The sequence below is a fragment of the Cognatilysobacter segetis genome, from assembly GCF_004359965.1.
Classification (GTDB): Bacteria; Pseudomonadota; Gammaproteobacteria; order Xanthomonadales; family Xanthomonadaceae; genus Cognatilysobacter; species Cognatilysobacter segetis.
Genome location: NZ_SMRQ01000027.1, coordinates 25780 through 51344, shown reverse-complemented (window position 1 = coordinate 51344; position 25565 = coordinate 25780). Strand labels below are relative to the sequence as shown.

Sequence of the window (25565 nt, the reverse complement as noted above, 5' to 3'; positions counted from 1 at the left end):
CGCGCGTGGTCCGGCTTGCCGCGTCGCACTGGTGCCGCGTGGCGACGTGGACGCGCTGCGCACGGAGGCGGACGTCGCCCGCGCGGACGCCGTGGCCGCGGCGGCCCGCGTTTCCGCCGCGCGGGCGCAGGCGCGTGCGGCGCGGTCGGTACTCGACGTGCAGGGCGCCGCGGATGCGGCGTCGGTTCGTATCGCGGTCGAGGCACCGGTCGATGGGCGCATCGTGCGACGTGTCGCCGAAAGCGAGACCGTGGTGACCGCGGGCCAGCCGCTGCTGGAACTCGGCGACCTGCGCGACCTCGAGGTCGTCGTCGACGCGCTCACCTCGGACGCGGTGCGGATCGCGCCGGGCACGCCGGTTGAGCTGCGCAACTGGGGCGGCGACGGCGTGCTGGCCGCTCGCGTGTGGCGCGTCGAGCCGGGCGCATTCGTCAAGGTGTCCGCGCTGGGCGTCGAGGAGCAGCGTGTGCCGGTGGTCGTGCGGCTGCTGCATCCGCCACCGGCCGCGCTGGGCGACGGCTATCGCGTGGATGCGCGTTTCCTGGTGTGGCGTCGCTCCAACGTGCTTTCCTTGCCCGTCGCCGCGCTGTTCCGGGACGGCGACCGCTGGGCGATCTACGCCATCGAGGACGGCCGGGCGCGGCTGCGCCGCGTGCACGTGGGGCGCGTGGGCGAGACGCGCGCCGAGGTGCTGTCGGGACTTCGCGAGGGTGGGGCGGTGGTGCTCTATCCCGGCGACCGGTTGCGCGACGGCAGCCGCGTCACGCTGGCTGCAACGGCAGAGGACGGCTGACGCCGTCGCTCCCGCCTCAGTGCCGCGTCGCCTGCTGCACGTAACGCGCGAGCGCGTCGTCGAGCGTCGGCATCGGGAACGCGCGGCGGCTACCGAGCGCGCTGTAGCGCGGGCGGCGCGCGGGCAGCGTGGCGTGCTGGTTGCCACAGGCCTGCAGCGCACTCGCGTCGACCTGCGACAGCGCGGCCGCGCGTCGTGCGAGGTCGGCCCACGTGATCTCGCCATCGTTGGTGAGGTGCCAGATGCCTGATTCGCGGTCGATCAGCAGGTCGAGGCATGCGTGCACGAGGTCGGGCACGTACGTAGGCGATACCGTCATGTCCTGCGCGGCGAAGAACGGCTCGCCGCTGCGCAGCGCGCGCAACGCGATACTGACGAAGTTGTGCTGGTCCCACGGCCCGAAAAACGAGCTCGTGCGCACGACGAGTGAATCCGGATGCCGGTCGAGCACCAGCGCCTCGGCGCGCGCCTTGCTCTCGCCGTAGACGTTGAGCGGACGCGGGGCATCGGTTTCCACGTACGGGGAATCGCTCTCGCCGTCGAAGACGAGGTCGCTGGAGAACGTGACCAGCGGCAGCGCGTGACGGGCGCATGCCGCGGCGAGGTTGGCCGGGCCGAGGGTGTTCTCGCGGAAGCAGCGCTCGGCATCGCGCTCGGCATCGTCCACGCGCACGTAGCCTGCCGTATTGATGATGGCCCAGGGCTGGTGGAGGTCGATGGCGCGTTCGATGGACGCCGGATCCGCGATGTCCATCTCGCCGCGGCTGAGCACGCGGCAGTTGAGGTCGCGCTCGGCGCAGATGCGGGCGAACGCGCGGCCCAGCGTGCCGGTCGCGCCGGTGACGAGGATCGGTGCGTGCGCCTCGCCCGTGACGGGTCGCGGCGGGAACTGCAGGCCGGGCACCGCGCGCGGCGGTGTGAAGAACCGATCGTCGCGCTTCCACCAGCCGCTGCCCGACAGCACCGGGTGCGCGGGAACGTCGCCGCGGGCGAGATCCCGCATGAGGTGCGCAACGGCCGTGGGACGCGGCGTGCCGCTGCGGACGTCGAACGCGCCGGACTCGTAGTAGTCGCGCACCTCGGTGAGCAGGCAGTTCCAGTCGTAAAGCCCGAGCATTCCCCACACGGTGACGGCGCGCACGTCGATGCCGCTCGCCCGCGCGTCCTCGCAGCCGCGCCAGATCTCCGCGAGCCAGCGCAGCTGGTCCTCGCGACGCGCATCGATGTGCGCCTCGGTCACCGCGATCGGCAGCGCGTAACGCGCCCAGCATTCGGCCAGCAGCGGGCCGATGCCGCCGGTGGGCTGGGCGAGCACGCGCGCGGCTTCGACGTCGGCATAGCGGTGGCGGCCGTTGCCGCCGCGATGATGGTCCGGATAGTCCTCGACGTCGTCGTCGAGGAAGCGCTCGCTGGTGATGTAATGGTTCACGCCCACGATGTCGGGCGGGCAGGCGTTGTCGCGGAACCAGAGGATCTCCTCGGGCGTCGCACCGCAGCGATCGGTGAGCCAGGCCCACAGGTAGTGCGATTGGTCCACGCGGCCGCAGAGCAGGTCCCAGGCGAGCCAGCGCAATTCGTTGTTGAAATACGCCTGGTATTCGAGAACGGGCGTGCTGTAGGTCTTGCCGAGGTCATCGGTCTGCACGAGCCGTGCCGACGGGTTCACCTCGCGGATCGCGCGCATCGCGAGCACCACACCGCGGCACTCGTTGAACAGGCATTCGCGGAACGTCGCCTCGTCGCGCCCGTGCGGGTACCAGAGGCCGTACAGGCCGGAGAAGCGCGCGGTGGTCAGCGGCTCGTTGACCGGCGTCCAGTACGCCACCCACGGGTAGCGCTCCGCGACCGCACGTGCATAGGCAGCGAGCTTCGACGGAAACTCCGGATCCACCAGGCTGGTGTCGATCGGGCCGCTGCCGTGGTGCACCAGCCCGACGATCGGCGTGACGTCGAGCTCGCGCAGTCGCGCGAGCCGCTCGTCAGGCCACGACCAGTCCGCCGACGCGAGCCCGAACGGGGCGATCTGTTCCCACAGCACGGGATAGCGGATCGCCCGGATGCCCAGCGAGGCGAAGCGGTCGAGGTCGTCGATCCGCTCCCAGTGCGCGTTGCGCTCGAGCTGTCGGATGAACTGGTCGCCGACGCGGTTGACCGTGCATTCCACGCCGCCCCACAGCTCGAGCCGTCCGTTGCCTTGCGTCATCGTTTCGGCCGGTTCCCCGTCAGCGCTTGGCGGCGATCAGCGGCGCCGGCGTCGCGGTGGCCTGCGCCACCACCAGATCGACCGGCGCACGCTCGTCGTCACCCATCTTTTCGAGGATGTAGTCCACCGACTTCAACGCGGCTCCGACGCACTGGTCCATGTTGTAGTAGCGGTACTGGGCGAGGCGGCCGACGAAGGTGACGTCCTGCTCCTGCTCGGCAAGCGCCTCGTACTTCTTGAACAGCAGTTCGTTCTCGGGGCGCGGTACCGGGTAGTAGGGGTCGCCTTCCGCAGTCGGGAACTCGCGCACCAGCGACGTGCCGCGGTGCTGCTGGCCGGTGAGGTGCTTGAACTCGGTCGTACGCGTGTACGCATAGTCGTTCGGGAAGTTCACCGTGCCGACCGACTGGTACCACTCGGTGTCCGGCAGATGCTCGTGTTCGAAGCGCAGCGAGCGGTAGGGCAGGTGGCCATAGCAGTACGCATAGAACGCGTCCACCGGACCGGTGTAGACGATGTGGCGCGCCTGCACGCGGTCGCGCAGCTCGAAGAAGTCGGCGCCGAGCTCGATGGCGATGTTGGGATGATCGAGCATGCGCTCGAACATCTTGGTGTAGCCCTCCGCCGGCATCTTCTGGAACTTGTCGGTGAAGTAGCGATCGTCGCGGTTGGTGCGCGTGGGCACGCGCGCGGCGACCGATGCGTTGAGCTCGGACGGGTCCAGGCCCCACTGCTTGCGCGTGTAGCCGCGGAAGAACTTCTCGTAGAGATCCTGTCCGACGGCATTGACCACGACGTCTTCCGACGTGCGTATCTTCTCGCGAGGCTCGCGTACCGAGTCGTAGAAGCCCTGGATCGTGTCCTCGTCTAGGTCCATGCCGTACAGCGCGTTGACCGTATCGATGTTGATCGGAATCGGGACGAGCTTGTCCTCGACCTTCGCCAGCACGCGGTGCTCGTACGGACGCCACTCGGTGAACTGCGTGAGGTATTCGGCGATGCGGTCCGCGTTCGTGTGGAAGATGTGCGGCCCGTAGGGGTGGATCAGCACGCCGTGCGCGTCCATGCGGTCATAGGCGTTGCCGCCGATGTGGTCGCGCTTGTCGATCACGAGGACCCGGTAGCCGCGCTCGGCCAGCTCGCGTGCGACGACGGAGCCGGAAAAGCCCGCGCCTACGATCAGTACGTCTGTCTTCATATGTGGATTCCTGTCAGGCGGCGGCTTGGGTGCGGACGTCGGCCCACAGGGCCTGCTGGACGTCGTTGCGCATGGATTCGACGGTGGCGTCCCAGCTGGCGCCGGCCGCGCGTTCGATGCCCTGTGCGATGAGATCGGCGTCCGGCGTGCGCCAGGCGCGCTCGACCGCATCGACGAATTCCTGCGGCGAGCGGGCGATGTCGACGATGGGCGTGAAGTTGCGGACGACGTCGGCGACGGCGGTGGAGACGATGGGCTTGCCCGCCGCCATGTACTCGAGCGTCTTCGTCGGATTGATGTACTTGGTCGCCTCGTTGAGCGCGAACGGCATGAGGCAGACGTCGAAGCCCTTGACGATCGCCGGCAGGTCCTCGTAGCGCTGCTGCCCCAGCCAATGGATATTCGGCTGCTTGGGCAACTCGGCCGGGTCGACCTTGGCGAGCGGCCCCGCCATGATGATCGACGCCTCGGGGAATCGATCGGCCAACGCGCTGATCAGCTCGTAGTCGAGGCGCTCGTCGATCACGCCGAAGTAGCCGAAGCGCGGGCCCGGCGTCGACGCCACCGCGGCAGGAACTTCCGTCGCCGCGTCCCGCGCGCTGCCGTAATGCTCGACGTCCACGCCGCAGCCGTAGAAGTTCACGTTGCCATGGTGCCTGGACTTCGACTCGAACAGCTGGTAGCCGCCGGTGAACACCACGCCCGCATTGGACATCACGAAACGCTCGCGATCCGCGATGTCCGGTGGAGCGAAGCGGAAGTTCGCCAGTTCGTCCATGCAGTCGTAAACCACGCCGACGGTGCCGAGCTGGCCCATGTAACCCGGTGCCGGCATCGGCGAATAGAACCAGTGCACGGCGTTGTCGAAGCGGCCGGCCAGAAGCGGGTGCTCGCGAAGCGCGCGCTTGATCTGCGGCAGGAAGATTTCGGCGTCGTGGTCCGCATCCACGGCGAGGTGCTGCGGGATCTGCGGGACGATCCGCACGAGGTTCGGATACGGCTCGTCGATCGCCAGGCGCGGTTCGCCCTCGGCGATGACCGGATCCTCGATGAAGAGCACCGCGTGCTGGCGCGCCAGTCGCGAAAAGATCTGCTGCGGCCGCTGCCAGACGAAATCCCATCGCAGGTGGCAGTGCACGATGATCGGGAAATCCTCCCGGCCGTCGCCCGTTGCGGCGACCGCGGCCGCCGAAGCGGCATTCGACGCGCCCGGTGCGGAGCCGTCCATGATCCCGGCGTCGCCTTCGACGCTTACCGAACTCGTTTCCTTTGACATGGCGCTCTCACTGAATTGGTTAAACATGAGTCTTGAGTGAACGGCATCTCGAACAAGTGAAATCCGAAAACGAATACACATCCATGACGACGCTGGCTGACGCGGAGCGCTTCTGCGACGACGATGCTTATCCCCGGCCGCAGCTGCGCCGTGCGAACTGGCGCTCGCTCGACGGTTCGTGGCTGTTCGCGTTCGATGACGAGAAGCGCTACACGCATCCCTGCGAGATCGAGCAATGGCCGTTACGGATCGAGGTGCCGTTTCCGATCGAATCGGTGGCCAGCGGGATCGGTGATCGCGGGTTTCACAAAGCTTGCTGGTACCAGCGTGATTTCGACGTGGAGGCAGGCGGCGATTCGCGCGTGATCCTGCACTTCGGCGCGGTGGATTACGCCGCGAAAGTGTGGGTGAACGGCCATTTCGTCGCGAGCCACGAAGGCGGACACACGCCTTTTCAAGCGGATATCACCGGCGCGCTGAACTCTTCAGGCTTGCAGGTCGTGACGGTTCGCGTCGAGGACGATCCGCATGAATTGAACAAGCCCCGCGGCAAGCAGGACTGGCAACTCGAGCCGCATTCGATCTGGTATCCGCGTACCACCGGTATCTGGCAGACGGTGTGGATCGAGCGGGTCGCACGCACGCACATCCAGAAGGTCCGCTGGACCCCGCACGTCGAAGGCTTCGCGCTCACGTTCGAAGCGCGCGTCGCCGGCGAGATCCGCGAGGGCATGACCATGGACGTGGAGATCCGCCATCGCGATCGTCTGGTGGCGAATGATCGCTACATGGTCATCGACGGCGAGGTCGACCGCCGCATCATCCTGTCCGACCCCGGCATCGACGATTTCCGCAACGAACTGCTGTGGAGCCCCGAGCGCCCGCAGCTGCTCGATGCCGTGATCCGCCTGCGGCAGGGGGAGGTCGTGCTGGACGAGGTGCGTTCGTATACGGCGCTGCGCTCGGTGGGCGTGCTGCGCGACCGGTTCATGCTCAACGGTCGCCCGTACCACCTCAAGCTCGTGCTGGACCAGGGCTACTGGCCGGAGACGCTGCTGGCGGCGCCGAGCGACGCCGCGCTCCGCCGCGATGTCGAACTCGCGAAGGCGATGGGCTTCAACGGCGTGCGCAAGCACCAGAAGATCGAGAGCCCGCGGTACCTGTACTGGGCCGACCGACTGGGCCTGCTCGTGTGGGAGGAGATGCCGTCGGCGTACCGTTTCACGCGCACCGCGATCAAGCGCACGGTGAAGGAGTGGGGCGAGGCGATCGAGCGCGATTTCAGCCACCCCTGCATCATCACGTGGGTACCGTTCAACGAGTCCTGGGGCGTGCCGGAGCTGACGTCCGTGGGCGCGCACCAGCACGCGGTGGCCGCGCTCTACTACCTGACGAAAACGCTCGACCCGACCCGGCCGGTGATCGGCAACGACGGCTGGGAAAGCAGCGATACCGACATCATCGGCATCCACGACTACGACGCCAACATCGAACACATGCGCCAGCGCTACGGGCCGGAAGTGAGCACGGAGCAGCTGTTCGACCGTCGCCGCCCGGGCGGGCGAATCCTCACGCTCGACGGCTATCCGCACCGCGGCCAACCGGTGATGCTGACGGAATTCGGCGGTATCGCATTCGACACGCGCCCGCGCAAGGCCAGCGACGTGGATGGCGAGACGGCCGAAATCTGGGGCTATTCGGTGGCCGAGGCCGCGGACGAGTTCGCGCGCAAGTTCCACGAGCTCATCGAGGCGGTGACGTTTACCGCGCTCTTCAGCGGGTACTGCTACACGCAGTTCGCCGACACCTTCCAGGAGGCGAACGGCCTGCTGACCGAGGACCGCGTGCCGAAGATCCCGATCGAGCAGATCCGCAAGGCGGTCGGCATGTCGCGCACGCATATCCAGGGCGCCGCGTGATGCACACGCTGGCGTTGACCAAGCCCGATGGCCGCTCGCTCACGCTCTACGCGCGGGAGCCTATGGGCGCGGTCGGCGCTGCGCCGAGCCCCTTCCTCGAGCCGTTGGGGCGAAGCCCGCACCTGCGCCGCCATCCGCTGCGTGACGAATGGATCACCTACGCCGCCTACCGGCAGGACCGAACGTTCCTGCCGCCGCCGGAGTACAACCCGCTGGCGGTCACGGTCGACGCCGCCGCACCCACGGAACTCCCGCAGGGCAACTGGGACGTGGCGGTGTTCGACAACCGCTTCCCGTCGCTGAGCCTTGGCGCCGACGAGGTGCCGGCTTTGATCGTCGATACCGCGCCCGGCACGGGCAAGTGCGAGGTCGTGGTGTTCACACAGGACCGGCTGTCCGCGCTAGGCCGCCTGCCCCTGTCGCACATTGAACTTCTGCTGCGTGTCTGGGCCGATCGCACCGCCCGGCTGGGCGAACTCGACGCGATCCGCTACGTGCTGCCGTTCGAGAACCGCGGCGCCGAGGTCGGCGTGACGCTGCACCATCCGCATGGGCAGATCTACGCGTATCCGGCGGTGCCGCCCGTGCCGGCGCGCATGCAGCAGGTGGCGTCGGCCTACTACCGGCAGCACGGCCGAGGCGTGCTGCAGGATCACATCGCCCGCGAGATCGAAGACGCGCAGCGGCTGATCTACCGCGGCGAGCACGCGGTCGCCTTCGTGCCGGCGGCCGCCCGGTATCCGTACGAGGTTTGGGTCGCACCGATCGAACCCGTCGCCACGTTCTGCGACCTCGGCGATGCGCAGCGCGCGGACCTCGCGCGCGCACTCAAAACCGTGCTCATGAAGTACGACGCCTTGTGGGACCGGCCGTTCCCGTACCTGATGGCGTGGTACCAGGCGCCGACCGACGGGGAGCCGCATCCGGAATCGCACCTGCACGCGGAGATCTACCCGCCGTACCGCACGCGCGACCGACTCAAGTACCTCGCCGGCACTGAGATCGCGGCCGGCTGGTTCGCCATGGACGCGCTGCCGGAGGACAAGGCGCGCGAGCTGCAGGCCATCGACGTGGACATCGACGCATGAGCTTCGAGGACATCTTCGGTCGAGCGCCCACGGTGGTCGCGTCGGCTCCGGGCCGCGTGAACCTGCTGGGCGAGCACACCGACTACAACGACGGCTTCGTGCTGCCGGCCGCGATCCCGCAGAAGACGACGGTCGCGCTGCGGCCGAACCAGGGCGGCGAATTCGTCGTGCATGCGGCGGACCTCGCAAGCGAATCGCGCTTCGGGCGCGACACGCTGCCGGGCGACCACTTCGCGGCCTACGTCTACGGCTGCATCCGCTGCGTCATGGCGATGGGCGTGGAGGTGCCGCACCTCGATGTCCACGTGCGCTCCGACGTCCCGATGGGCGTGGGCCTGTCGTCGAGCGCGGCGCTGGAGGTGGCCACGCTGCGCGCGTTGCGGGAGTTGCTGTCGCTCGACATCGACGACGTGCGCATCGCGCAGATGGCACAACGGGCCGAAATCGACTTCGCCCACGTGAACTGCGGAATCATGGACCAGATGGCGTCGAGCCTCGCGGACGAGTCGCACATGCTGTTCCTGGATACGCGCACGCTCGAGCGGCGGCTGGTCCCGATGCCGCCGGGCGCGGAACTGCTGGTCGTCGACTCGGGCCTCAGCCGCTCGCTGGCGGCCAGTGCCTACAACACGCGGCGCGCCGAATGCGAGGCTGCGGCGCGCGCGCTGGGCGTGCCGGCGCTGCGCGACGTCGAGGATCCGCAGCGGGTCGAAGCGCTCGACGAGCCGCATCGCCGCCGCGCGCGACATGTCGTGAGCGAGAACCGACGCGTGCTGACGGCATTGCAGGGCGTGGATGCCGAGACGTTCGGGCAGCTGATGAACGACTCCCACGCCAGCCTGCGCGACGACTACGAGGTCTCGGTGCCGGAACTCGACCGACTGGTGGCCCTCTTGCAGTCGCATCCGTCGGTGCACGGGGCGCGCCTGACCGGCGCGGGCTTCGGCGGCGCCTGCGTCGCGCTGTGCCGCGCCGGCGAGGCACGGCGCGCGGGTGCGGACGTCGTGCGGCAGTACGGCGAGCGCGGCCGCGTGCTGGTGCCGGTCGCGGGAGGGCAGGCATGACGACGCGGGAAGACCCATTGCAGACCGGTACGGCACAAGCGCGCGGCGCGGCGCGGCCGCGGACGCACACGCTGGCGGCCGGGGGCCTCGTGGCGGTATTCCGGCCGGAACAGGGCATGCTCGGCACGTCGCTCAAGCACCGCGGCGAAGAAATCCTGCGGCGCGTCGACGAGATGGACGAGGCGCTCGTGACGGGTATGTCCGTGGGCATTCCACTCAATTACCCATGGGCCAACCGCCTGCGCGGGCCGCGCTACGACTTCGACGGCAAGGAGGTCGAACTCGACCCGGCGTCCCCGTGGCTCATGAAGGACTGGAACGACATCGTGATCCACGGCGTGCCGTGGCCGAAGCTGGGATGGCAGGTGGAGGAGGCGAGCGACCGCCGCCTGCGCAGCCGCCTGCGCTGGAATCGCCCGGAGTTGCTCGCGGTGTTCCCGTTCGAGCACGAAGTGGAGATGACCGCGACGCTCGACGGCCTCGGCCTTACCGTCGAAACGGCGGTGCTCGCCAATGCCGGCATGCGCGTGCCGGTGAGTTTCGGCTTCCATCCCTACATCGGCGTGCCCGGACTGCGACGCACGCAGTGGCAACTCACGCTGCCGGCCATGCAGGGCATCGTGCTCGACGACAGGCTGCTGCCCGTCGGCGAGCGAACCGACCTGCCGCCGTACGACGACCGCCTGGCCGACCTCGACTTCGACCACGGCTTCGCCCTCATTGGTCCAAGCCCATCGATGTCGATCTCCGGCAATGGCCGCCGCATCAGCGTCGACTTCCTCGAGAACTTCCCGTTCGCGCAGATCTACGCGCCGCCGGGTCACGACTACATCTCGCTCGAACCGATGACGGCGCCGGCCGACGCGCTGCGCAGCCACGCGCATCTGCCCGAGGTCGCGCCGGGCGGTCGCTTCGCGGCGACATGGCGGTTGCGCGTCGAAGCGACCGAGAACGCGCTGCACTGAGGCAGCGCGGCGGCTCGGGGGCGATCAGGGTGTGCCGGACTCGGGTGCGCGGCTGGGATCGTCCTTCGCCTTGCCGGACTCGTCGGTCCGCTGCGAGGACGACTTCACGCCCTGCTGGTCGCGGGTGCGCTGGTCGCCGCCCCGGTTCAGCAGGTCGCGGCGCTGGTTGTCGTTCACGCCGGCAAGGCCCTGGCCCATGTTCTTGCCGGCGTCGTGCGGGTTGCGGTCGGTCATCGTCGTGCCTCCGGTGGGTCGCTCGAAGCTAGCGTCGCGGGCGTGAGTCGCGCCTCAGCGGCGGTGGGGGCGGCGTTTCCGATTGGCGGGGCGATACCGCACGCCCGGCTGCGCGTTCGTGGTCTTACCGGCTGCGACCTCCGCCGTTTACCCTGCGTGCTCGACGGAGGGGTTCGATGATCGGGAAGTCCGCGAAATCCGGCGCGCGCCGCGCCACGGCCTACGTCTGCGCCGAGTGCGGCTCCGAGCACAGCAAGTGGCAGGGGCAGTGCACGGACTGCGGCCGCTGGAACACGCTCAGCGAGATCGCGCTCGAAGCCGCCGTGCCCGAGAAGTCCGGCGTCGCGCAGTCGCGCCGCAGCGGCTGGGCGGGCAAGGTGGATCCGCCCGCGATCACGGCGCTCAAGGACGTCACCGTATCCGAAGAATCGCGCGAGACCACGCACATCGGCGAGTTCGATCGCGTGCTCGGTGGCGGCCTGGTGCACGGCTCGGTCGTGCTGGTCGGCGGCGATCCGGGCATCGGCAAGTCGACGCTGCTGCTGCAGGCGGTCGCGCTGATGGCGCAGTCGCTACCGGGGCTGTATGTCACGGGCGAGGAATCGCTGGCGCAGGTCGCGGGCCGCGCGGTGCGCCTCGGGCTGCCGCTGGAGGGCGTGCACGCGCTGGCCGAGACCTGCATCGAGCGCATCCTCGAGCAGGCCGCGCCGATGGGCCCGCGCCTGATCGTCGCCGACTCCATCCAGACGCTTTGGACCGAAACGCTCACCGCGGCGCCCGGCTCGGTGAGCCAGGTGCGCGAAAGCGCGGCCCGGCTCGTGCGCTACGCGAAGGAAACCGGCACCGCGGTGTTCCTCGTCGGCCACGTGACCAAGGAAGGCGGCATCGCCGGCCCGCGCGTGCTCGAGCACATGGTCGATGCGGTGCTGTATTTCGAGGGCGAATCGGGCAGCCGTTTCCGAGTGCTGCGCGCGTTCAAGAACCGCTTCGGCGCCGTCAACGAGCTGGGCGTGTTCGCGATGGCCGACAAGGGGCTGCGCGAAGTACCGAACCCGTCGGCGATCTTCCTTTCCGGCAGCCGCGAAGCGCAGCCCGGCAGTTGCGTGATGGTGACGCGCGAGGGCACGCGGCCGCTGATGGTCGAGGTGCAGGCGCTGGTCGACCATTCGCCGCTGTCGAACCCGCGCCGCGTCGCGGTGGGCATGGAAGGCAATCGCCTCGCGATGCTGCTCGCGGTGCTGCATCGCCATGGCGGGGTCGCGGTCGGCGACCAGGACGTGTTCGTCAACGTCGTCGGCGGCATCCGCGTGCAGGAAACCGCGGTCGACCTGCCGCTGCTGCTGGCCGTGCTCTCGTCGCTGCGCGACAGGCCGCTCGGCGAGATGACCGTGGCTTTCGGAGAAGTCGGCCTGTCCGGCGAGATCCGCCCGGTGCCGAACGGCGAGGAACGCCTGAAGGAAGCCGCCACGCACGGCTTCAAGCGCGCGATCGTGCCGAAGGCGAACGCGCCGAAGTCGGGCAAGGTGGCCGGCATGGAAGTGATCGCGGTGGAACGCCTCGCGGACGCGCTGGAGCACGCCTGAGCGCGCCCCGCGCGGTTGACCCCCTGCGCCCGCATCGCTACGGTGGCCCCTGACAGGACCTGGCCGACGCCGGGTCCTTTTTCACTTGGAGGCTCCATGTCCGCTCTGCCGCGCCTGATCATGTCCATCCGCGATGCACGCCGCCTGGAGGCGCTGATCGCCTCGCCGCGGGCCGCGGGCTCGGCCACGGCCGAGCTGCTGGAGCGCGAGATCGCCCGGGCCGACGTGCGCGAGCCGGCCGACATCCCGCCGGACGTGGTCACGATGAATTCCGACGTCGTCTGCGTGGACGAGGTGACTGGCGTCGAGCATTCGCTGCGCCTCGTGTATCCCGAGGCGGCAGACGTGGACGCGCACCATGTGTCCATCCTCGCGCCGATGGGCGCGGCACTGCTGGGCCTGTCGGTCGGCCAGTCCATCGACTGGCCGATGCCCGGCGGACGCATCTCACGGCTGCGCGTCGCACGCGTGACCTACCAGCCGGAAGCGGCGGGCCTGCCCGAATAACCGAAGGGCGATGGTCGTGCGGGGCTGGCGCGGCGGGTATCGCCGCGCGTTCGAGGTGGTCGGGCGCGTGACGGACGAAGGCGTCTGCGGCGAATGCGTGCACGCGGGCGATCGCTGGACGATGCGCGCGCGCCTGGCCCCCTGGGCGCAGGTCGGGTACGCCCCCACACACGAGCCGCTGGAAATCGTCTGCGAAGGCGACGTCGATGCGCTGCGCGACTGGCAGCGGCGCTGGCCGCCGGGTCGGGATGTGCGCGCGCGTGTCAGGCCCGGCGTGTCGCCGATGACCGCACGGCTTCTTGCCCTGCGGTCGTGACGGTTAATGGCCGCCCGCGGCCGCGGGCCCGGCCTTCGCCGCGAACGGCGGCTTGGCGATCCATACGAATGCGATGACGACGAGGAACACGATACCCAGCACGTGGAAGATCTCGTTGAAGCCGATCTGCACGGCCTGCTGCGAAATCATCTGGTTGAGCACGACCGCGCCCCGTTGCGGGTCGCCTTGGCCGAGCTTCTCGACGGTTCCGCGGATCACCGGGTCGTAGGCGTCGATGTGCTCGGTCAGCCGCGCGTGGTGGATCGTGCTGCGCTGGTTCCAGGCCCAGGTCGTCAGTGAAGCCGCGAAGCTGCCGCCGAGCGTTCGCACGAACGTGGCGAGGCCCGAACCCGCGGCGATCTCGTGCGGCTCGAGATCCGACAGCAGGATCGTCAGCACCGGCATGAAGAACAGCGCCACGCCCAGGCCCTGCCAGAGCTGCACCATCGCCACGCGGTTGAAGTCGACGTCGAGGTTGAAGCCCGAGCGGATGAAACTCGTGCCCGCCATCACCACGAAGGCGAAGCTCGCGAGGACGCGCAGGTCGAAGCGCGTGGCGTACTTGCCCACGAACGGCGTCAGGATCACCGGCAGGATGCCGATCGGCGCACTGGCGAAACCCGCCCAGATCGCGGTGTAGCCGAGATTGCGTTGCAGCCACAGCGGCACCAGCAGGCCCACGCTGAAGAACGCCGCATACGCCATCACCATCGCCGCGGTGCCGGCGCTGAAGTTGCGATGGCGGAACAACCGCAGGTTGACGATCGGATCCTTCTCGGTGAGCTCCCAGATCAGGAACACCGCGAGCGAGATCACCGAGACGATCGAGAGGATCACGATGCGCGTGGAGTTGAACCAGTCCTCGTCGTTGCCGAGGTCGAGCAGGGTCTGCAGCGCGCCCACGCCGAGCACCAGCGTGGCGAGGCCGATGTAGTCCATCTTCGGCTTCTGCAGCCGTTCCGGCCGCCCCTTGAGCTGCCGGCCGACGACGAAGCTCGAGAAGATGCCGATGGGAATGTTGATGAAGAAGATCCATTCCCAGCTGTAGTTGTCGGTGATCCAGCCACCGAGGATCGGGCCCGCGATCGGCGCGACGACCGTCACCATCGCGAGCAGTGCGATCGCCTGTCCGCGTTTGTTCGGTGGATAGATCGAGATCAGCAGCGCCTGCGTGACCGGGTACATCGGACCGGCGACGAAGCCCTGCAGCGCGCGCGCGACGACCAGCAGGCCCATCGAGTTCGCGAGGCCGCAGAGCAGCGAGGCGATGACGAACGCGAGCGTCGCCCACGTGAACAGCTTGACCTCGCCGAAGCGGCGCGTCATGTAGCCGGTGAGCGGCAACGCGATCGCGTTGCTCACCGCGAACGACGTGATCACCCACGTCGCCTGGTTCGAGCTCGCCCCGAGGTTGCCGGCGATGGTCGGCAACGAGACGTTTGCGATCGTGGTGTCGAGCACCTGCATGAACGAGGCGAGCGCCAGACCGATCGTCGCGAGCGCGAGGTTCGGCGGGCGGAAGCCGTTGGCGGGGGCGGGGGCAGCGGCCATGGATGCCTGTCGTTGTGCCGGCGCGCAGCGGCGTCGACGTCGATGCGGGTGACGCCGGCGCGTGCGCCGGGCGTCGTTCGTGGCGGCACGCACCCGGTGGGGCGCGCGCCGGCGGCGATCAGCCGCGGCCCGAGAGGTTCTCGCGGATGACCTGGTCGATGCGGTCCTGCGCGGCCTTCATCTGCTGGTCGTACGCGGTGGTCGTGAGCAGCGGCTTCTGCGGCGGCGCGCTGGCCAGCACCGGGCCGGTCTGGTCGTGCAGGTCGACGTCGGCGCTCATGCTCAGGCCGATGCGAAGCGGGTGCTTCGCCAGCTGCGCGCGGTCGAGCTCCACGCGCACCGGCACGCGCTGCACGATCTTGATCCAGTTGCCGCTGGCGTTCTGCGCCGGCAGCAGCGAGAACGCGCTGCCCGTGCCGAGGCCGAGGCTCGCGACGCGGCCCTTGAACGTGACGTCGCCGCCGTAGAGGTCGGAGTGCAGCTCGACCGGCTGGCCGATGTGCATCTTGGCGAGCTGCGTTTCCTTGAAGTTCGCCTCGACCCAGACCTGCTCCAGCGGAATCACCGTCATCAGCGCCTGGCCCGGCTGCACGCGCTGGCCGAGCTGTACGCTGCGCTTGGCGACGTAGCCGCTGACCGGGGCGACGATCCCGCCCCGCTGCATCGCGAGGTAGGCCTGACGCACCTGCGCGGCGGCCGCCTTGACCTGCGGCTGGTCGCGCACGGTGGTCGCGTCCACCAGCGCGCGGTTGCGCGACAGGTTGCCGCGCGCGGTGGCCAGCGCGGCCTCGGCGACCGCCAGGTCGTCGCGCGCATGGCTCAGCTCCTCGGCCGATACCGCGCCGGTGGCGACCAGCCCGCTGCGACGCGCGACGTCGGCGCGCAGCTTGGCGACGGCGGCTTCGCGGGCGCGGATCTCGCCCTGCGCGGAGGTCACGCTGCTGTACAGGCCGCGCACCTGGCGCACGGTGTTCGCGAGGTTCGCGACCGCCTGCTCGTACCCGACCTGCGCATCGGTCGCGTCCAGGCGCACCAGCACCTGGCCCGCTTCGACGCGCATGCCGTCCTCGGCGGTGATCGCGGTCACCGTGCCCACGGTCTGCGGGGTGATCGTGACGATGTTGCCCTGCACGTACGCGTCGTCGGTGTCCTGGTGCCAGCGACCGACGAGGAAGTGGTAGAGCAGCCAGCCGATGCCGGCGAGCAGGACGACGAGCGCGAGGATCATCAACGCACGACGGCGCTTGCTGTTCTTCGCAGGCGCGGCGGCGGGGGCGGTGGGGGCGGGTGTGCTCATCGGGAGGCGGTCGCGGAGTCGGAATCGGAGTCGGAGGAGGGCGCGGTCAGCTCGAGGCCACCGCCGAGCGCCTGGTCGAGATCGACCGTGGCGATCAGGCGCTGCGCACGCAGCGCCGCGAGTTGCTGGTCGAGCTGCAGCAACGGACGCTGCGCGGCGAGCACGTCCATCTGCGTGGCGAGCCCGGCCTTGTAGCGGGTGTTGGCGAGCGTCAGCGCGGACTGCGCGGCGCCGCGGGCCTGCCGCACCGCCGCAATCTGCGCGTCGAGCGCGCGTGCGTCGTCGAGCGCATCGGCCACTTCGCGCAGCCCGGTCACCAGGCTGCCGTTGTAGGCGGCGACGGCGAGGTCGTAGTCAGCGTCGCCCTTGGCGAGGTTATTGCGCAGGCGGCCGCCGTCGAAGATCGGCAGCGAGATCGCCGGTCCGCCCTGCGCGAGCAAGGCCTTCGTCGAGAACAGGTCGGCGAGGCCGCCCGCGGCGACGCCGACGAGTGCGGACAGGTTGACCGACGGATAGAACTCCGCCTTCGCGGCATGGATCGCGCGGCTCGCGGCTTCGGCGCGCCAGCGCGCCGCCACCACGTCGGGGCGGCCGCCGAGCAGTTGGCTCGGAATTACCGAGGGCACGCCGGGTGCCGGCGCCTTCAGCAGCGTGGGACGCGCGATGGAATCCGCGCGATCGGGACCCTTGCCCAGCAGCGCCGCGATCGCGTTCTTCGCAGCGTCGATCTGCTGCTGCGCGGCCTGCGCCTGCTGGGTCGCCGAATCGACGAGCACCTGCGCATTGCGCACCGGCAACTCGTTGTCGACACCGGCCTTGAAGCGCTGGCGGCCGAGGCCGAGCAGCTTCTGCGAGCGCGACTTCTCGCCGTTGGCCACGTCGAGCGCGTCGTACGCCTGCGCGAGACCGACGTAGGCGCGCGCGATGTTCGACGCCAGCGTGAGGCGTGCCGCCTGCGCGTCGATCTCGCTCGCCCGCACCTGGCCGAGCGCGGCTTCGTAGCGCGCGCGCTGCCCGCCCCAGACGTCCGGGCTGTACTTGATGTTGAGGCCGAGCAGGATCACACCCTTGTACTCGCCGCCGAGCGGCGCGGGCGCGACCGATTCCGGGATCCGGATGCCCGAGTACTGCGCCGTGGCTCCGACGCTGGGTTGACGTGCTGCGTCGGCGAGGCCGGCCTGCGCCACCGCCTGCCGCACGCGCGCATCGGCGGCGGCGAGAGTCGGCTGGCCCTGCGCGGCTTCCTCGATCAGTGCGTCGAGCTGCGGGTCGCCGAATGCACGCCACCAGTCGCGCGACACCGGCTGTTGCGCGACCGCGCCCAGCGTGCGCGACGCGGCGAGCGTGTCGGCGTCGATCGGTCGCTCCTGCGGCTCGATGCCGCGCGTGCTGGCGCAGCCGGCGACGGCGAGCGCGAGGACGAGCGGGGCGAGGCGCCGGGCGGAAGGCGTGACGGTTCGTGGGCGCATGTCAGTCGGAATCGGAGGAAAGGTTGTCGCGGACGCGCGAGAGCATGTCCATGAGGCGCGCCTGTTCGCTGGCGTCGAAGCCGTGCATCGCGCGGGCGTGCACGCGGCGGCCGTAATCGCCGACCACCGACCACAGCCGACGGCCCTCGTCGGTCAGGTCGACGTGCAGCGCGCGGCGGTCCTGCGGATCGGTCACGCGAGCGACGAGGCCCTGCGCTTCCAGCTTGTCGAGCACGCGGGTCATCGCACCGGGGTGCAGCTGCGCGGCGCGGGCGAGCTCGGACACCCCGGCACGCCCGGCGCCGAGCGTCTTGAGGGTGATGTACTGGCTGAAGGTGAGGTCGTGGCCGCCCGCCTGGAGCTCGCGCTCCATGTAGGCCCACATGGCGTCGCGGACCTGGCGGAACATCAGGCCGAGCGAGGAGCCGTTACAGGTGGAAGACGTCGTCATGGGCGCGCAATTTAAGTGCGCGCGCAATAGTTGTCAATGCAAATATTGTATCGACGAGTAGTTAGCCGGCGTTCCGTTCGGGAAACGGTTCAGGCGACCTGCCGGTGGAGGATCAGCTCCAGCACCGCCTTGCTGCCGAAATAGGCAAGCACCAGCAGGGCCATGGCCGAGAGCGTCCAGCGCACCGCGGTCGCGCCCCGCCATCCGTACCGCCGTCGGCCGACCAGCAGGGCGCCGAACGCGAGCCAGGACAGGATGCTGAGCACCGTCTTGTGCATCAGGTGCTGGGCGAAGAGGTTCTGCACGAACAGCACACCGGTGAGGAGGGTCGCGGTCAGCAGGCCGAAGCCGACGGCGATCGTCCGGAACAGCAGGGATTCCAGCTGCACGAGCGGCGGCAGCGCACGCGACCAGCCGTGGAATTCGCGACGCCGCAGCGCACGCTCCTGCACCCAGAGCGTGACGCCCAGCAGGGCTGCGACCGCCAGCGTCGCGTAGGCCAGTAGCGCCAGCGCGGCGTGCAGCTGCTGCTGCCAGTCCAGCGTCATGGACGCCGCGTGCCCGTATGCGCGGTAGGCCCCCAGCAGGACCGCCGCGAGCGGCAATGCCAGCACCGCGAGCGCGGCCACGCGTTCGCGCACCGCGACCGCGGTCGTGAGCGCCGCCATGCCGAGCCCGACCAGCGACAGCGCCGCGAAGAAGTGCAGGTCGGGCCCGCCGACCTCCTTCCACGCCGCGATGTGCACCGTCGCATGCGTGGCCAGTCCCAGCGTCGCGGGAACGCGCCAGCCTTCGGACGGGGACACCGGATCGGCGCGCAACGCGGCCGCGAGCATGCCGGTCGCGGCCAGGTAGAACAGGATGGAAACGATGACGAGCGCCATGGACGAAGTGTGGCACAGCCGTTCCACGGGCCGCCGGCCCTCGACCGCTATACTTCGCGACCGTTTTCGTCGTCGGTTGCACACATGTTCGAGTCCCTGTCCCAGCGCCTCTCCGGCACCATCGAGCGCCTGCGCGGCCGCGGCCGCCTGACGGAGGAGAACATCCGCGAGGCGTTGCGTGAGGTGCGGATCGCACTGCTGGAAGCCGACGTCGCGCTGCCCGTCGTGCAGGCGCTGATCGAGCGCATCAAGACGCGCGCGGTCGGACAGGAAGTGCTGAAGTCGCTGACGCCGGGCCAGTCGCTCATCAAGGTGGTGCGCGACGAGCTGACCGCCGTGATGGGCGCGCAGGCCTCCGACCTCAACCTCAACGTGCCGGCGCCCGCGGTTATCCTGATGGCCGGCCTGCAGGGTGCGGGCAAGACGACGACCGTCGGCAAGCTCGCCAAGCACCTGAAGGAGCGCCGCAAGAAGAAGGTCATGGTGGTGTCGGCCGACGTGTACCGACCCGCGGCGATCGAACAGCTGCGCCAGCTCGCGCAGCAGGTCGACGTCACGTTCTTCCCGTCCGACGCCTCGCAGAAGCCCGAAGCCATCGTGCGCGCCGCCATCGACGATGCGCGCAAGTCGTACGCGGACGTCCTGATCGTCGACACCGCCGGCCGCCTCGCGATCGACGAGGCGATGATGGCGGAGATCAAGGCGCTGCACGGCGCGGTGAACCCGGTCGAGACGCTGTTCGTCGTCGACTCGATGACCGGACAGGATGCCGCGGTGACGGCCAAGGCCTTCGCCGACGCGCTGCCGCTCACCGGCGTCGTGCTCACCAAGACCGACGGCGACGCGCGCGGCGGTGCGGCGCTGTCGGTGCGCTACATCACCGGTCGCCCGATCAAGTTCATCGGTACCGGCGAGAAGCCGGACGGCCTCGACGTCTTCCATCCGGACCGCATCGCGAGCCGGATCCTCGACATGGGCGACGTGCTGTCGCTGGTCGAGCAGGTGGAGCAGCAGGTCGACAAGGACAAGGCGCAGAAGCTCGCCGAGAAGGTCGTCAAGGGCAAGAAATTCGACCTCAACGACATGCGCGACCAGCTCGAGCAGATGCAGAGCATGGGCGGCCTGCACGGGCTCATGGACAAGCTGCCGGGCATGGGGCAGGTGCCCGCGCACCTCAAGGACCAGATCACCGGCAAGGAAGTGCCGCGGATGATCGCGATCATCAATTCGATGACGAAGAAGGAGCGGCGCAACCCGGCGCTGCTGAACGGCTCGCGCCGCGCACGCATCGCCAGGGGCGCGGGCCTGACCCCGGCCGACGTGAACAAGGTGATGAAGCAGTACCAGCAGATGGAAAAGATGATGTCCAAGCTGGCCGGTGGCGGCATGAAGGGGCTCATGCGCGGCATGAAGGGCATGATGGGCGGTCGCGGCGGCATGCCGTTCCGCTGACCGGCCAAGCGGCCGCAGCGCCCGCCGGGTTCCCCGCGGGCGGAAATCCCGCTAAAATCGCCGGCTTACCCTGCCATTCCGGCAGCTGGGCAACACGAGAACCTCATGGTCAAGATCCGCCTTACGCGTGGCGGCGCCAAGAAGCGCCCCTTCTACCACATCATCGTCACCGACAGCCGCAGCGCCCGCGATGGCCGCAATATCGAGCGCGTCGGTTACTACAATCCGGTCGCGTCGGGCAACGACAAGCGCGTCGAGCTCGACGTCGCCCGCGTGCAGCACTGGGTCGGCCAGGGCGCGCAGATGACCGACAAGGTCGCCGACCTGTTCAAGCAGGTTTCCAAGGCGCAGGCCGCAGCCTGATGACCTCGCCCGTGCCTGGCACGGGCGGTAGCGGGGCGCCGGCAGGTGCCCCGACGAAGACACCGGGGCGCCGCATCCTGGTTGGAAGGGTGGTCGGCGCCTTCGGCGTTCGAGGGGAAGTGAAACTCGAAAGCTGGACGGAGCCGCGCTCCGCCATCTTCGGCTACCGGCCCTGGATCCTTCGGGATGCGCGCGGCAACGAGCGCGAGCTGACGACCGTTCGTGGTCGGCAAGCCGGCAAGGGGCTCGCCGCCGAGATCCCCGGCGTCGAGGACCGCGATGCCGCGGAGGCGATGCGCGGCACGGAGGTCTACGTCGACCGTTCCGCGCTGCCGAAGCCCGCCGACGGCGAGGTCTACTGGATCGATCTCGAAGGTCTCGAGGTCGTCAACACCGAGGGCCGGTCGATGGGGCGCGTGTCGCACCTCTTCGCGACGGGCGCCAACGACGTGCTGGTCGCGCGCGACGGCGACCGCGAGTGGATGATCCCGTTCGTGCGGCCTCTGTACGTCACGTCGATCGATTTCGATGTGGGCCGCGTCACCGTGGACTGGGATCCGGACTTCTGAGGCAACGCCCCGGACCGCCCGCGATGCCCCCGCGCGGCGCCCGTTCGACGCCGCGGCACGGCGTGCGCCTTCCCTGATCGCCCTTTACAGGTTCGCCCATGCGCATCGACGTCGTCAGCCTGTTTCCCGAGTTCGTCGCGCAGTGCGCGGCGTTCGGCGTGGTCGGCCGTGCGGTCGAGCGCGGTCTGCTGGCGATCCACGGCACCAATCCGCGCGACCACGCGGAGGGCAACTACCGGCGCGTCGACGACCGCCCGTTCGGGGGCGGCCCCGGCATGGTCATGCTCATCGATCCGCTGCGCCGGGCGATCGCCTCAGCGCGTCAGGCGGGCGGGGGACCGGCCCGCGTGGTCTACCTCAGCCCGCAGGGGCGGCGGCTGGACCAGGCGGGCGTCCGGCGCCTGGCGGCCGAGCCCCGCCTGATCCTGCTCTGCGGCCGCTACGAGGGCATCGACGAGCGGTTCGTACGGGCGGAGGTCGACGAGGAGCTGTCGATCGGCGACTACGTGCTGTCGGGCGGCGAGCTGCCCGCCGCGGTGTTGATCGATGCGATCGCCCGGCTGCAGGAGGGCGTGCTGAACGACGCCGAGTCGGCGGTGCAGGACAGTTTCGAGGACGGGCTGCTCGACTGCCCGCACTACACGCGCCCGGTCGAGCACGCCCTAGGGGCCGTGCCGAACGTGCTGCTGTCCGGCGACCACGCGCGCATCGCGCGCTGGCGGCGCATGCAGGCCCTCGGCCGGACCGCCGAGCGGCGCCCGGACCTGCTGGAGGGGCGGACGCTATCGAAGGCCGATGCCGCGCTCCTCGCGCAGTATCGTGCCGACGCCTCGGGGCCGATCCCGCCGGACCCGGAAGCGACCCAGGCCCGGCCCTAGCCAGGCCGGGAAAAATCCCGTTACAATCGCGGGCTTAGCTCCACCGACGCCGGCACGCGGGTCCACGCGCACTCGCGGCTCTACAACGACACCAACAGGCCCAAGCCCATGAACAAGCCGTCCCTCAATACGCTGCTCCAGAACTTCGAAGCCGAGCAGATCACCCGCAAGCTTCCCGACTTCAGCCAGGGCGACACCGTCGTCGTGAACGTGAAGGTCAAGGAAGGCAACCGCGAGCGCGTCCAGGCTTACGAGGGTGTGGTCATCGGCATCAAGAACGGCGGCCTGAACTCGTCGTTCACCGTCCGCAAGATCTCGCACGGCTTCGGCGTCGAGCGCGTGTTCCAGACGCACTCCGCCACGATCGATTCGGTCGACGTGAAGCGCCGCGGCAAGGTGCGCGCCGGCAAGCTGTACTACCTGCGCGGCCTGCAGGGCAAGAAGGCGCGCATCAAGGAAGACCTGGCGGGCAACGCCAAGGCGAAGGCCGCCGCAGCCGCAGCCGCGGCCGCCGCGCAGCAGTAACGCGCGAGTCCGCTGCCCGAACGGCCGCCTTTGGGCGGCCGTTCGCGTTTGGGAGTCGCGCGGCGTTGCCGGCCCGTTGCCGATGCTGGCGCCATGCCCCGTTCGACTGCATCGCCACGACACCTCCGCCTGCGCGTGCATGGACGCCTCGCGCGTTTCCTGTCACCGGCGCGGCGCGGCGGCGACGTCGAGATCCCGATCGACGGCACGCACGGCGTCAAGGACCCGATCGAGTCGATCGGCATCCCGCATGTGGAGGTGGCTGCGGTCGAGGTCGACGGCGAGCGCCGGCCTCTCGCCCACCGGGTGCACGGCGGCGAGACGGTCGACGTGTACCCCGTCGAGCGGCAATCGATCGACCTGCCGCCGCGTTTCGTGCTGGACGCCCACCTGGGCCGTCTCGCGCGCTACCTTCGACTCGCGGGGATCGACACGGCGTACAGCGCGCTCGCCCGCGACGACGTCCTGCGCGAAGCGGCGCAGGCGGGGCGCCGGGTGCTGCTGACCCGCGACGTCGCCCTGCTCAAACGCGGCGATGTCGACGACGCGGCGTTCGTCTACGCAGTGGCGCCCGTCGAGCAATTCGCGGAGATCTGCGCCCGCTTCGGGCTCGACCGTTCGTTCGCACCGTTCACCCGATGCGCGCGGTGCAACGGCCGCCTCGAGCCCGTCGACGCGGCGGGTGTCGCCGACGACGTGCCGACGCGCGTTCTGCAGGCCGTCGAGCGCTTCAGTCGGTGTACGGAGTGCGGGCAGGTCTACTGGCCCGGCACCCACGAAAGCCGGTTGCGGGCGCGGCTGGCGCTTGCCGGCGTTCATCTACCCTGAGCCGGGGCGCGGCATGCTCCCGCTTCCACCTCTCCTGCTTCCGATGACCGAAACCCCCACTTCCGTTCGCCTCGACCTGTGGCTCTGGGCCGCCCGCTTCTTCAAGACGCGCTCGCTGGCCAAGCAGGCCATCGAAACCGGGCGCGTCGAGGTCGATGGCCAGCGCGCCAAGGCCTCCCGCGCGGTCCGCGTGGCCGACCGCCTGGTCGTCGTGCGCGGCGATGAAAGGTTCGAGATCGACGTGCTGGCGCTGAGCGACGTACGCGGCCCGGCGAGCGTCGCGCAGGCGCTGTATGCGGAGACCGAGGCGTCGACTAAACGACGCGAGGAGGCGAGGGCGATGCGCGCCGCCCAGCGCGACGGCTTCAGGCCGCCGGAGCAGCGACCCGACAAGCGCGCGCGCCGTTTGATCCGAGCGCTCGGCGACATCGACGCCGCCTGAGGCGTCGCGACGCGTCAGAGCAGCGGTCGCGGGCTGCGCATTTCCGCGGTCTGCGTGGCGAGCGGCGTCGCGGCTGCGCCGGTGAAATCCTGCAGGTCGACGTCACCGTCGCGATCGCGATCGAGGACCGACAGCAGCGCCGGATGCACGTTGCCGCGCTCGCGCAATGTCGTGACCTCCTCGCCCAGTGCGGTGCGCAGCCCGTCGGGGGACGGCTGTGGCGTCGTCGGACCGTCGGCCTCGCGGGGCGTGAACAGCCGGCGCGCGAGGTAGGCCATCACCACCGGCGCGAGAAGCCGCAGCAGCATGCCGGCGCGATCCGGTCCGAGCCCGGTCGCGTTCGACACCGCTTCGGCCGCGACAGGCTGACGCGTACCGAACACGTGGCCGAGGATGCCCGCGCCCGATCCGCCGCCCGCGAGCGCGGTGCCGAGCGCATTGGCGGGATCGATGCCGCGATGGTCCACCTCAAGCGCCGACAGGAGCGAGCGCGCGCCGGGCTCGGCCTGCGCATTGCGGTGCAGCGCGCCCAGCAGCATCGGCAGCGCGGTCGCGACCGCCTGCATCGTGCTTTCGGGCGACAGGCCCAGTCGTTGCGACATCTGCTGCGTCGGCGCTCCGCGCAGCTGGTCGAGAAGGTCGTCGAACAAGGGAGCGTTCATGGCGGTTCTCCGGAAAACGCGTCAAGTCAGCCACGCACCGGATCGACGAGCCGTGACGGCCGCCTAGCGCGTCTGGCCGAGGTGCATGCGCACGTTCGCGACCTCGACACCGACCGCGCTGACGGCGTCCCGCAGGGTCGCAGCGTCCGTCTGCAACTCGCGGCACCAGAACGCGAGCTCGACATCGTCGTTGACGTTGACGCGTTCGGAATCGTTCGGAACTCGATGGCTCATGCGGTCCTCCGGCAGTGCGCAGGATCGAATCAGGCCCGGCGTGCGCGCGGCGACAACGCGGCGGGCCGACCCGATGTCCGCGGCGTGGCCGAGGAGTCGTTCGCCAACGATGTCCGGCGCGAGGCACGGCTTGCCGGCGGCGGGCCGTGCCGGAACAATCGCCGCAAACGGGGGAAAAACAATGAAGGACGTCGTCGATCATCCGCTGGAGCGGATCGTGTTCTTCTCGGACGCGGTGTTCGCCATCGCGATCACCTTGCTGGTGATCGAGGTCCGGGTGCCGGAGGTCGCGCACGGCGCGGGCGACGTCGAGTTCTGGCGCGCGCTAGCCGGACTGGTGCCAAACCTGGTGGGCTTCTTCGTCAGCTTCGGCGTCATCGGCGCGTTCTGGATGGGCCACCATCGCGCGTTCTCGCACGCGGCCCGCCATTCGCCGCGGATCGTCGGGTGGAACCTGATGCTGCTCGGCACCATCGCGTTCATGCCCTTCCTCACCGCGTTCATGGCGGACTATCCGGGCGCCCGCGTCCCCGCGTCGCTGTACTGGGGCTGGATGCTGCTGACGTCGCTGCTGAACCTGCGCGTCAACACGCTGGCGACCAGCCCTGCGATGCGATCGGCGGAGACGACGGGCGACGACATCCGCTACGTGCGCGGCCGCGGCATCAGCACGATCTGCGCCTCGCTCGTCTCGCTCGGCATCGCCCAGTTCGAACCGTTCCTCGGCCCGCTCGGCATGGGCACGCTGCCGCTGTGGCGGCAGCTGTTCTGCCGCCCGCGTCGCGCTGGGGCGCCGGGTGCGCCGGCCTGACGA

General features: G+C 69.6%; 27 protein-coding genes. 16 read left to right on the top strand and 11 right to left on the bottom strand.

All coding sequences use genetic code 11. The features are described 5' to 3' along the window. Positions 1-793: efflux RND transporter periplasmic adaptor subunit (locus E4F61_RS07785; protein ID WP_133479107.1), on the top strand; the 793-nt coding region annotated here is incomplete at its 5' end. 16 nt (positions 794-809) lie between these two features. Here E4F61_RS07785 and E4F61_RS07780 read toward each other — a convergent pair. Genes E4F61_RS07780 through E4F61_RS07770 form a run of 3 tightly spaced genes read right to left on the bottom strand, consistent with a single transcriptional unit; the run spans position 810 to position 5470 of the window. Beyond that, complete coding sequence (locus tag E4F61_RS07780) at positions 810-2996, bottom strand: sugar nucleotide-binding protein (protein ID WP_133479106.1); 2187 nt, start codon at positions 2994-2996, stop codon at positions 810-812. 19 nt (positions 2997-3015) lie between these two features. Continuing rightward, entirely contained in the window at positions 3016-4194 is a 1179-nt protein-coding gene (glf, locus tag E4F61_RS07775; protein ID WP_133479105.1) for a UDP-galactopyranose mutase, read from the bottom strand. Between the two features lie 13 nt (positions 4195-4207). After that, positions 4208-5470, bottom strand: a complete 1263-nt coding sequence (locus tag E4F61_RS07770; protein WP_162301445.1) for a glycosyltransferase — start codon at positions 5468-5470, stop codon at positions 4208-4210. Positions 5471-5553: 83 nt separating this feature from the next. Between E4F61_RS07770 and E4F61_RS07765 the strand changes: the two genes are divergently transcribed. Genes E4F61_RS07765 through E4F61_RS07750 form a run of 4 tightly spaced genes read left to right on the top strand, consistent with a single transcriptional unit; the run spans position 5554 to position 10506 of the window. Next, the gene (locus tag E4F61_RS07765) at positions 5554-7389 is read left to right on the top strand and encodes a glycoside hydrolase family 2 protein (protein WP_133479103.1); all 1836 of its coding nucleotides are present in this window, start codon (positions 5554-5556) and stop codon (positions 7387-7389) included. Then, positions 7389-8477 (top strand): galactose-1-phosphate uridylyltransferase, encoded by a 1089-nt coding sequence (gene galT, locus E4F61_RS07760; protein WP_133479102.1) that lies wholly within the window; start codon positions 7389-7391, stop codon positions 8475-8477. The genes E4F61_RS07765 and galT overlap by 1 nt, the downstream gene beginning before the upstream one ends. After that, complete coding sequence (gene galK / locus E4F61_RS07755) at positions 8474-9541, top strand: galactokinase (protein WP_133479101.1); 1068 nt, start codon at positions 8474-8476, stop codon at positions 9539-9541. Before galT ends, galK begins: the two co-directional genes overlap by 4 nt. Next, positions 9538-10506: an aldose 1-epimerase gene (locus tag E4F61_RS07750; protein WP_133479100.1), complete on the top strand. Its 969-nt coding sequence runs from the start codon at positions 9538-9540 to the stop codon at positions 10504-10506. The genes galK and E4F61_RS07750 overlap by 4 nt, the downstream gene beginning before the upstream one ends. Before the next feature lie 24 nt (positions 10507-10530). On the opposite strand, the gene E4F61_RS07745 is transcribed toward E4F61_RS07750, so the two are convergent. Then, complete coding sequence (locus E4F61_RS07745; protein WP_133479099.1) at positions 10531-10740, bottom strand: hypothetical protein; 210 nt, start codon at positions 10738-10740, stop codon at positions 10531-10533. A gap of 176 nt (positions 10741-10916) precedes the next feature. On the opposite strand from E4F61_RS07745, the gene radA reads away from it, so the two are divergent. The 3 genes from radA to E4F61_RS07730 all read left to right on the top strand — a co-directional run bounded on the left by radA (position 10917) and on the right by E4F61_RS07730 (position 13146). Next, on the top strand, positions 10917-12323 hold the full coding sequence (gene radA / locus E4F61_RS07740) for a DNA repair protein RadA (RefSeq protein ID WP_133479098.1): 1407 nt from the start codon (positions 10917-10919) through the stop codon (positions 12321-12323). A gap of 96 nt (positions 12324-12419) precedes the next feature. Continuing rightward, positions 12420-12830 carry a nucleoside diphosphate kinase regulator gene (gene rnk, locus E4F61_RS07735; protein WP_133479097.1) on the top strand — a complete coding sequence of 137 codons (411 nt, stop codon included), beginning with the start codon at positions 12420-12422 and terminating at the stop codon, positions 12828-12830. 10 nt (positions 12831-12840) lie between these two features. Beyond that, positions 12841-13146 carry a hypothetical protein gene (locus E4F61_RS07730; protein WP_133479096.1) on the top strand — a complete coding sequence of 102 codons (306 nt, stop codon included), beginning with the start codon at positions 12841-12843 and terminating at the stop codon, positions 13144-13146. A 3-nt stretch (positions 13147-13149) separates the two neighbouring features. Here the strand turns inward: E4F61_RS07730 and E4F61_RS07725 are convergent, their stop codons facing one another. The 5 genes from E4F61_RS07725 to E4F61_RS07705 form a co-directional block, all read right to left on the bottom strand. Continuing rightward, positions 13150-14697, bottom strand: coding sequence for a DHA2 family efflux MFS transporter permease subunit (locus tag E4F61_RS07725; protein WP_133479095.1), 1548 nt, complete (start codon positions 14695-14697; stop codon positions 13150-13152). A 118-nt stretch (positions 14698-14815) separates the two neighbouring features. Continuing rightward, positions 14816-15994 (bottom strand): HlyD/EmrA/EmrK family protein, encoded by a 1179-nt coding sequence (locus E4F61_RS07720; protein ID WP_133479094.1) that lies wholly within the window; start codon positions 15992-15994, stop codon positions 14816-14818. Further along, the gene (locus E4F61_RS07715; protein WP_133479093.1) at positions 15991-17463 is read right to left on the bottom strand and encodes an efflux transporter outer membrane subunit; all 1473 of its coding nucleotides are present in this window, start codon (positions 17461-17463) and stop codon (positions 15991-15993) included. Before E4F61_RS07715 ends, E4F61_RS07720 begins: the two co-directional genes overlap by 4 nt. A gap of 1 nt (position 17464) precedes the next feature. Further along, positions 17465-17914, bottom strand: coding sequence for a MarR family winged helix-turn-helix transcriptional regulator (locus E4F61_RS07710; RefSeq protein ID WP_133479092.1), 450 nt, complete (start codon positions 17912-17914; stop codon positions 17465-17467). A gap of 89 nt (positions 17915-18003) precedes the next feature. Continuing rightward, complete coding sequence (locus E4F61_RS07705) at positions 18004-18798, bottom strand: cytochrome C assembly family protein (RefSeq protein ID WP_162301444.1); 795 nt, start codon at positions 18796-18798, stop codon at positions 18004-18006. 84 nt (positions 18799-18882) lie between these two features. Between E4F61_RS07705 and ffh the strand changes: the two genes are divergently transcribed. The 7 genes from ffh (at position 18883) to E4F61_RS07670 (ending at position 23855) form a co-directional block, all read left to right on the top strand. Then, a complete protein-coding gene (ffh, locus tag E4F61_RS07700) occupies positions 18883-20250 on the top strand; it encodes a signal recognition particle protein (RefSeq protein ID WP_133479091.1) in 1368 nt (455 codons plus the stop codon). A gap of 105 nt (positions 20251-20355) precedes the next feature. Next, positions 20356-20613: a 30S ribosomal protein S16 gene (rpsP, locus tag E4F61_RS07695; RefSeq protein ID WP_133479090.1), complete on the top strand. Its 258-nt coding sequence runs from the start codon at positions 20356-20358 to the stop codon at positions 20611-20613. Then, positions 20613-21182 (top strand): ribosome maturation factor RimM, encoded by a 570-nt coding sequence (gene rimM / locus E4F61_RS07690; protein WP_133479089.1) that lies wholly within the window; start codon positions 20613-20615, stop codon positions 21180-21182. The genes rpsP and rimM overlap by 1 nt, the downstream gene beginning before the upstream one ends. A 98-nt stretch (positions 21183-21280) precedes the next feature. Next, on the top strand, positions 21281-22060 hold the full coding sequence (gene trmD, locus E4F61_RS07685) for a tRNA (guanosine(37)-N1)-methyltransferase TrmD (protein ID WP_133479088.1): 780 nt from the start codon (positions 21281-21283) through the stop codon (positions 22058-22060). A 108-nt stretch (positions 22061-22168) separates the two neighbouring features. Continuing rightward, on the top strand, positions 22169-22585 hold the full coding sequence (gene rplS, locus E4F61_RS07680; protein WP_133479087.1) for a 50S ribosomal protein L19: 417 nt from the start codon (positions 22169-22171) through the stop codon (positions 22583-22585). 93 nt (positions 22586-22678) lie between these two features. Further along, the gene (locus E4F61_RS07675) at positions 22679-23413 is read left to right on the top strand and encodes a Mut7-C RNAse domain-containing protein (RefSeq protein ID WP_133479086.1); all 735 of its coding nucleotides are present in this window, start codon (positions 22679-22681) and stop codon (positions 23411-23413) included. Between the two features lie 43 nt (positions 23414-23456). Continuing rightward, positions 23457-23855, top strand: coding sequence for an RNA-binding S4 domain-containing protein (locus E4F61_RS07670; protein ID WP_133479085.1), 399 nt, complete (start codon positions 23457-23459; stop codon positions 23853-23855). Between the two features lie 14 nt (positions 23856-23869). Here the strand turns inward: E4F61_RS07670 and E4F61_RS07665 are convergent, their stop codons facing one another. Both E4F61_RS07665 and E4F61_RS07660 read right to left on the bottom strand, forming a co-directional pair. Next, positions 23870-24517 carry a DUF937 domain-containing protein gene (locus tag E4F61_RS07665; RefSeq protein WP_133479084.1) on the bottom strand — a complete coding sequence of 216 codons (648 nt, stop codon included), beginning with the start codon at positions 24515-24517 and terminating at the stop codon, positions 23870-23872. 63 nt (positions 24518-24580) lie between these two features. Continuing rightward, the gene (locus tag E4F61_RS07660; RefSeq protein WP_133479083.1) at positions 24581-24751 is read right to left on the bottom strand and encodes a DUF3606 domain-containing protein; all 171 of its coding nucleotides are present in this window, start codon (positions 24749-24751) and stop codon (positions 24581-24583) included. Between the two features lie 181 nt (positions 24752-24932). Here E4F61_RS07660 and E4F61_RS07655 point away from each other — a divergent pair, with 181 nt between their 5' ends. Beyond that, a complete protein-coding gene (locus tag E4F61_RS07655; protein ID WP_162301443.1) occupies positions 24933-25562 on the top strand; it encodes a TMEM175 family protein in 630 nt (209 codons plus the stop codon). Positions 25563-25565: the final 3 nt, after the last annotated feature.

Bases quoted from the DNA above. Each gene is read 5' to 3' on its own strand.
- E4F61_RS07780 (WP_133479106.1), bottom strand. From the start codon at position 2,996: ATGACGCAAGGCAACGGACGGCTCGAGCTGTGGGGCGGCGTGGAATGC.
- glf (WP_133479105.1), bottom strand. From the start codon at position 4,194: ATGAAGACAGACGTACTGATCGTAGGCGCGGGCTTTTCCGGCTCCGTC.
- E4F61_RS07770 (WP_162301445.1), bottom strand. From the start codon at position 5,470: ATGTCAAAGGAAACGAGTTCGGTAAGCGTCGAAGGCGACGCCGGGATC.
- E4F61_RS07765 (WP_133479103.1), top strand. From the start codon at position 5,554: ATGACGACGCTGGCTGACGCGGAGCGCTTCTGCGACGACGATGCTTAT.
- galT (WP_133479102.1), top strand. From the start codon at position 7,389: ATGCACACGCTGGCGTTGACCAAGCCCGATGGCCGCTCGCTCACGCTC.
- galK (WP_133479101.1), top strand. From the start codon at position 8,474: ATGAGCTTCGAGGACATCTTCGGTCGAGCGCCCACGGTGGTCGCGTCG.
- E4F61_RS07750 (WP_133479100.1), top strand. From the start codon at position 9,538: ATGACGACGCGGGAAGACCCATTGCAGACCGGTACGGCACAAGCGCGC.
- E4F61_RS07745 (WP_133479099.1), bottom strand. From the start codon at position 10,740: ATGACCGACCGCAACCCGCACGACGCCGGCAAGAACATGGGCCAGGGC.
- radA (WP_133479098.1), top strand. From the start codon at position 10,917: ATGATCGGGAAGTCCGCGAAATCCGGCGCGCGCCGCGCCACGGCCTAC.
- rnk (WP_133479097.1), top strand. From the start codon at position 12,420: ATGTCCGCTCTGCCGCGCCTGATCATGTCCATCCGCGATGCACGCCGC.
- E4F61_RS07730 (WP_133479096.1), top strand. From the start codon at position 12,841: ATGGTCGTGCGGGGCTGGCGCGGCGGGTATCGCCGCGCGTTCGAGGTG.
- E4F61_RS07725 (WP_133479095.1), bottom strand. From the start codon at position 14,697: ATGGCCGCTGCCCCCGCCCCCGCCAACGGCTTCCGCCCGCCGAACCTC.
- E4F61_RS07720 (WP_133479094.1), bottom strand. From the start codon at position 15,994: ATGAGCACACCCGCCCCCACCGCCCCCGCCGCCGCGCCTGCGAAGAAC.
- E4F61_RS07715 (WP_133479093.1), bottom strand. From the start codon at position 17,463: ATGCGCCCACGAACCGTCACGCCTTCCGCCCGGCGCCTCGCCCCGCTC.
- E4F61_RS07710 (WP_133479092.1), bottom strand. From the start codon at position 17,914: ATGACGACGTCTTCCACCTGTAACGGCTCCTCGCTCGGCCTGATGTTC.
- E4F61_RS07705 (WP_162301444.1), bottom strand. From the start codon at position 18,798: ATGGCGCTCGTCATCGTTTCCATCCTGTTCTACCTGGCCGCGACCGGC.
- ffh (WP_133479091.1), top strand. From the start codon at position 18,883: ATGTTCGAGTCCCTGTCCCAGCGCCTCTCCGGCACCATCGAGCGCCTG.
- rpsP (WP_133479090.1), top strand. From the start codon at position 20,356: ATGGTCAAGATCCGCCTTACGCGTGGCGGCGCCAAGAAGCGCCCCTTC.
- rimM (WP_133479089.1), top strand. From the start codon at position 20,613: ATGACCTCGCCCGTGCCTGGCACGGGCGGTAGCGGGGCGCCGGCAGGT.
- trmD (WP_133479088.1), top strand. From the start codon at position 21,281: ATGCGCATCGACGTCGTCAGCCTGTTTCCCGAGTTCGTCGCGCAGTGC.
- rplS (WP_133479087.1), top strand. From the start codon at position 22,169: ATGAACAAGCCGTCCCTCAATACGCTGCTCCAGAACTTCGAAGCCGAG.
- E4F61_RS07675 (WP_133479086.1), top strand. From the start codon at position 22,679: ATGCCCCGTTCGACTGCATCGCCACGACACCTCCGCCTGCGCGTGCAT.
- E4F61_RS07670 (WP_133479085.1), top strand. From the start codon at position 23,457: ATGACCGAAACCCCCACTTCCGTTCGCCTCGACCTGTGGCTCTGGGCC.
- E4F61_RS07665 (WP_133479084.1), bottom strand. From the start codon at position 24,517: ATGAACGCTCCCTTGTTCGACGACCTTCTCGACCAGCTGCGCGGAGCG.
- E4F61_RS07660 (WP_133479083.1), bottom strand. From the start codon at position 24,751: ATGAGCCATCGAGTTCCGAACGATTCCGAACGCGTCAACGTCAACGAC.
- E4F61_RS07655 (WP_162301443.1), top strand. From the start codon at position 24,933: ATGAAGGACGTCGTCGATCATCCGCTGGAGCGGATCGTGTTCTTCTCG.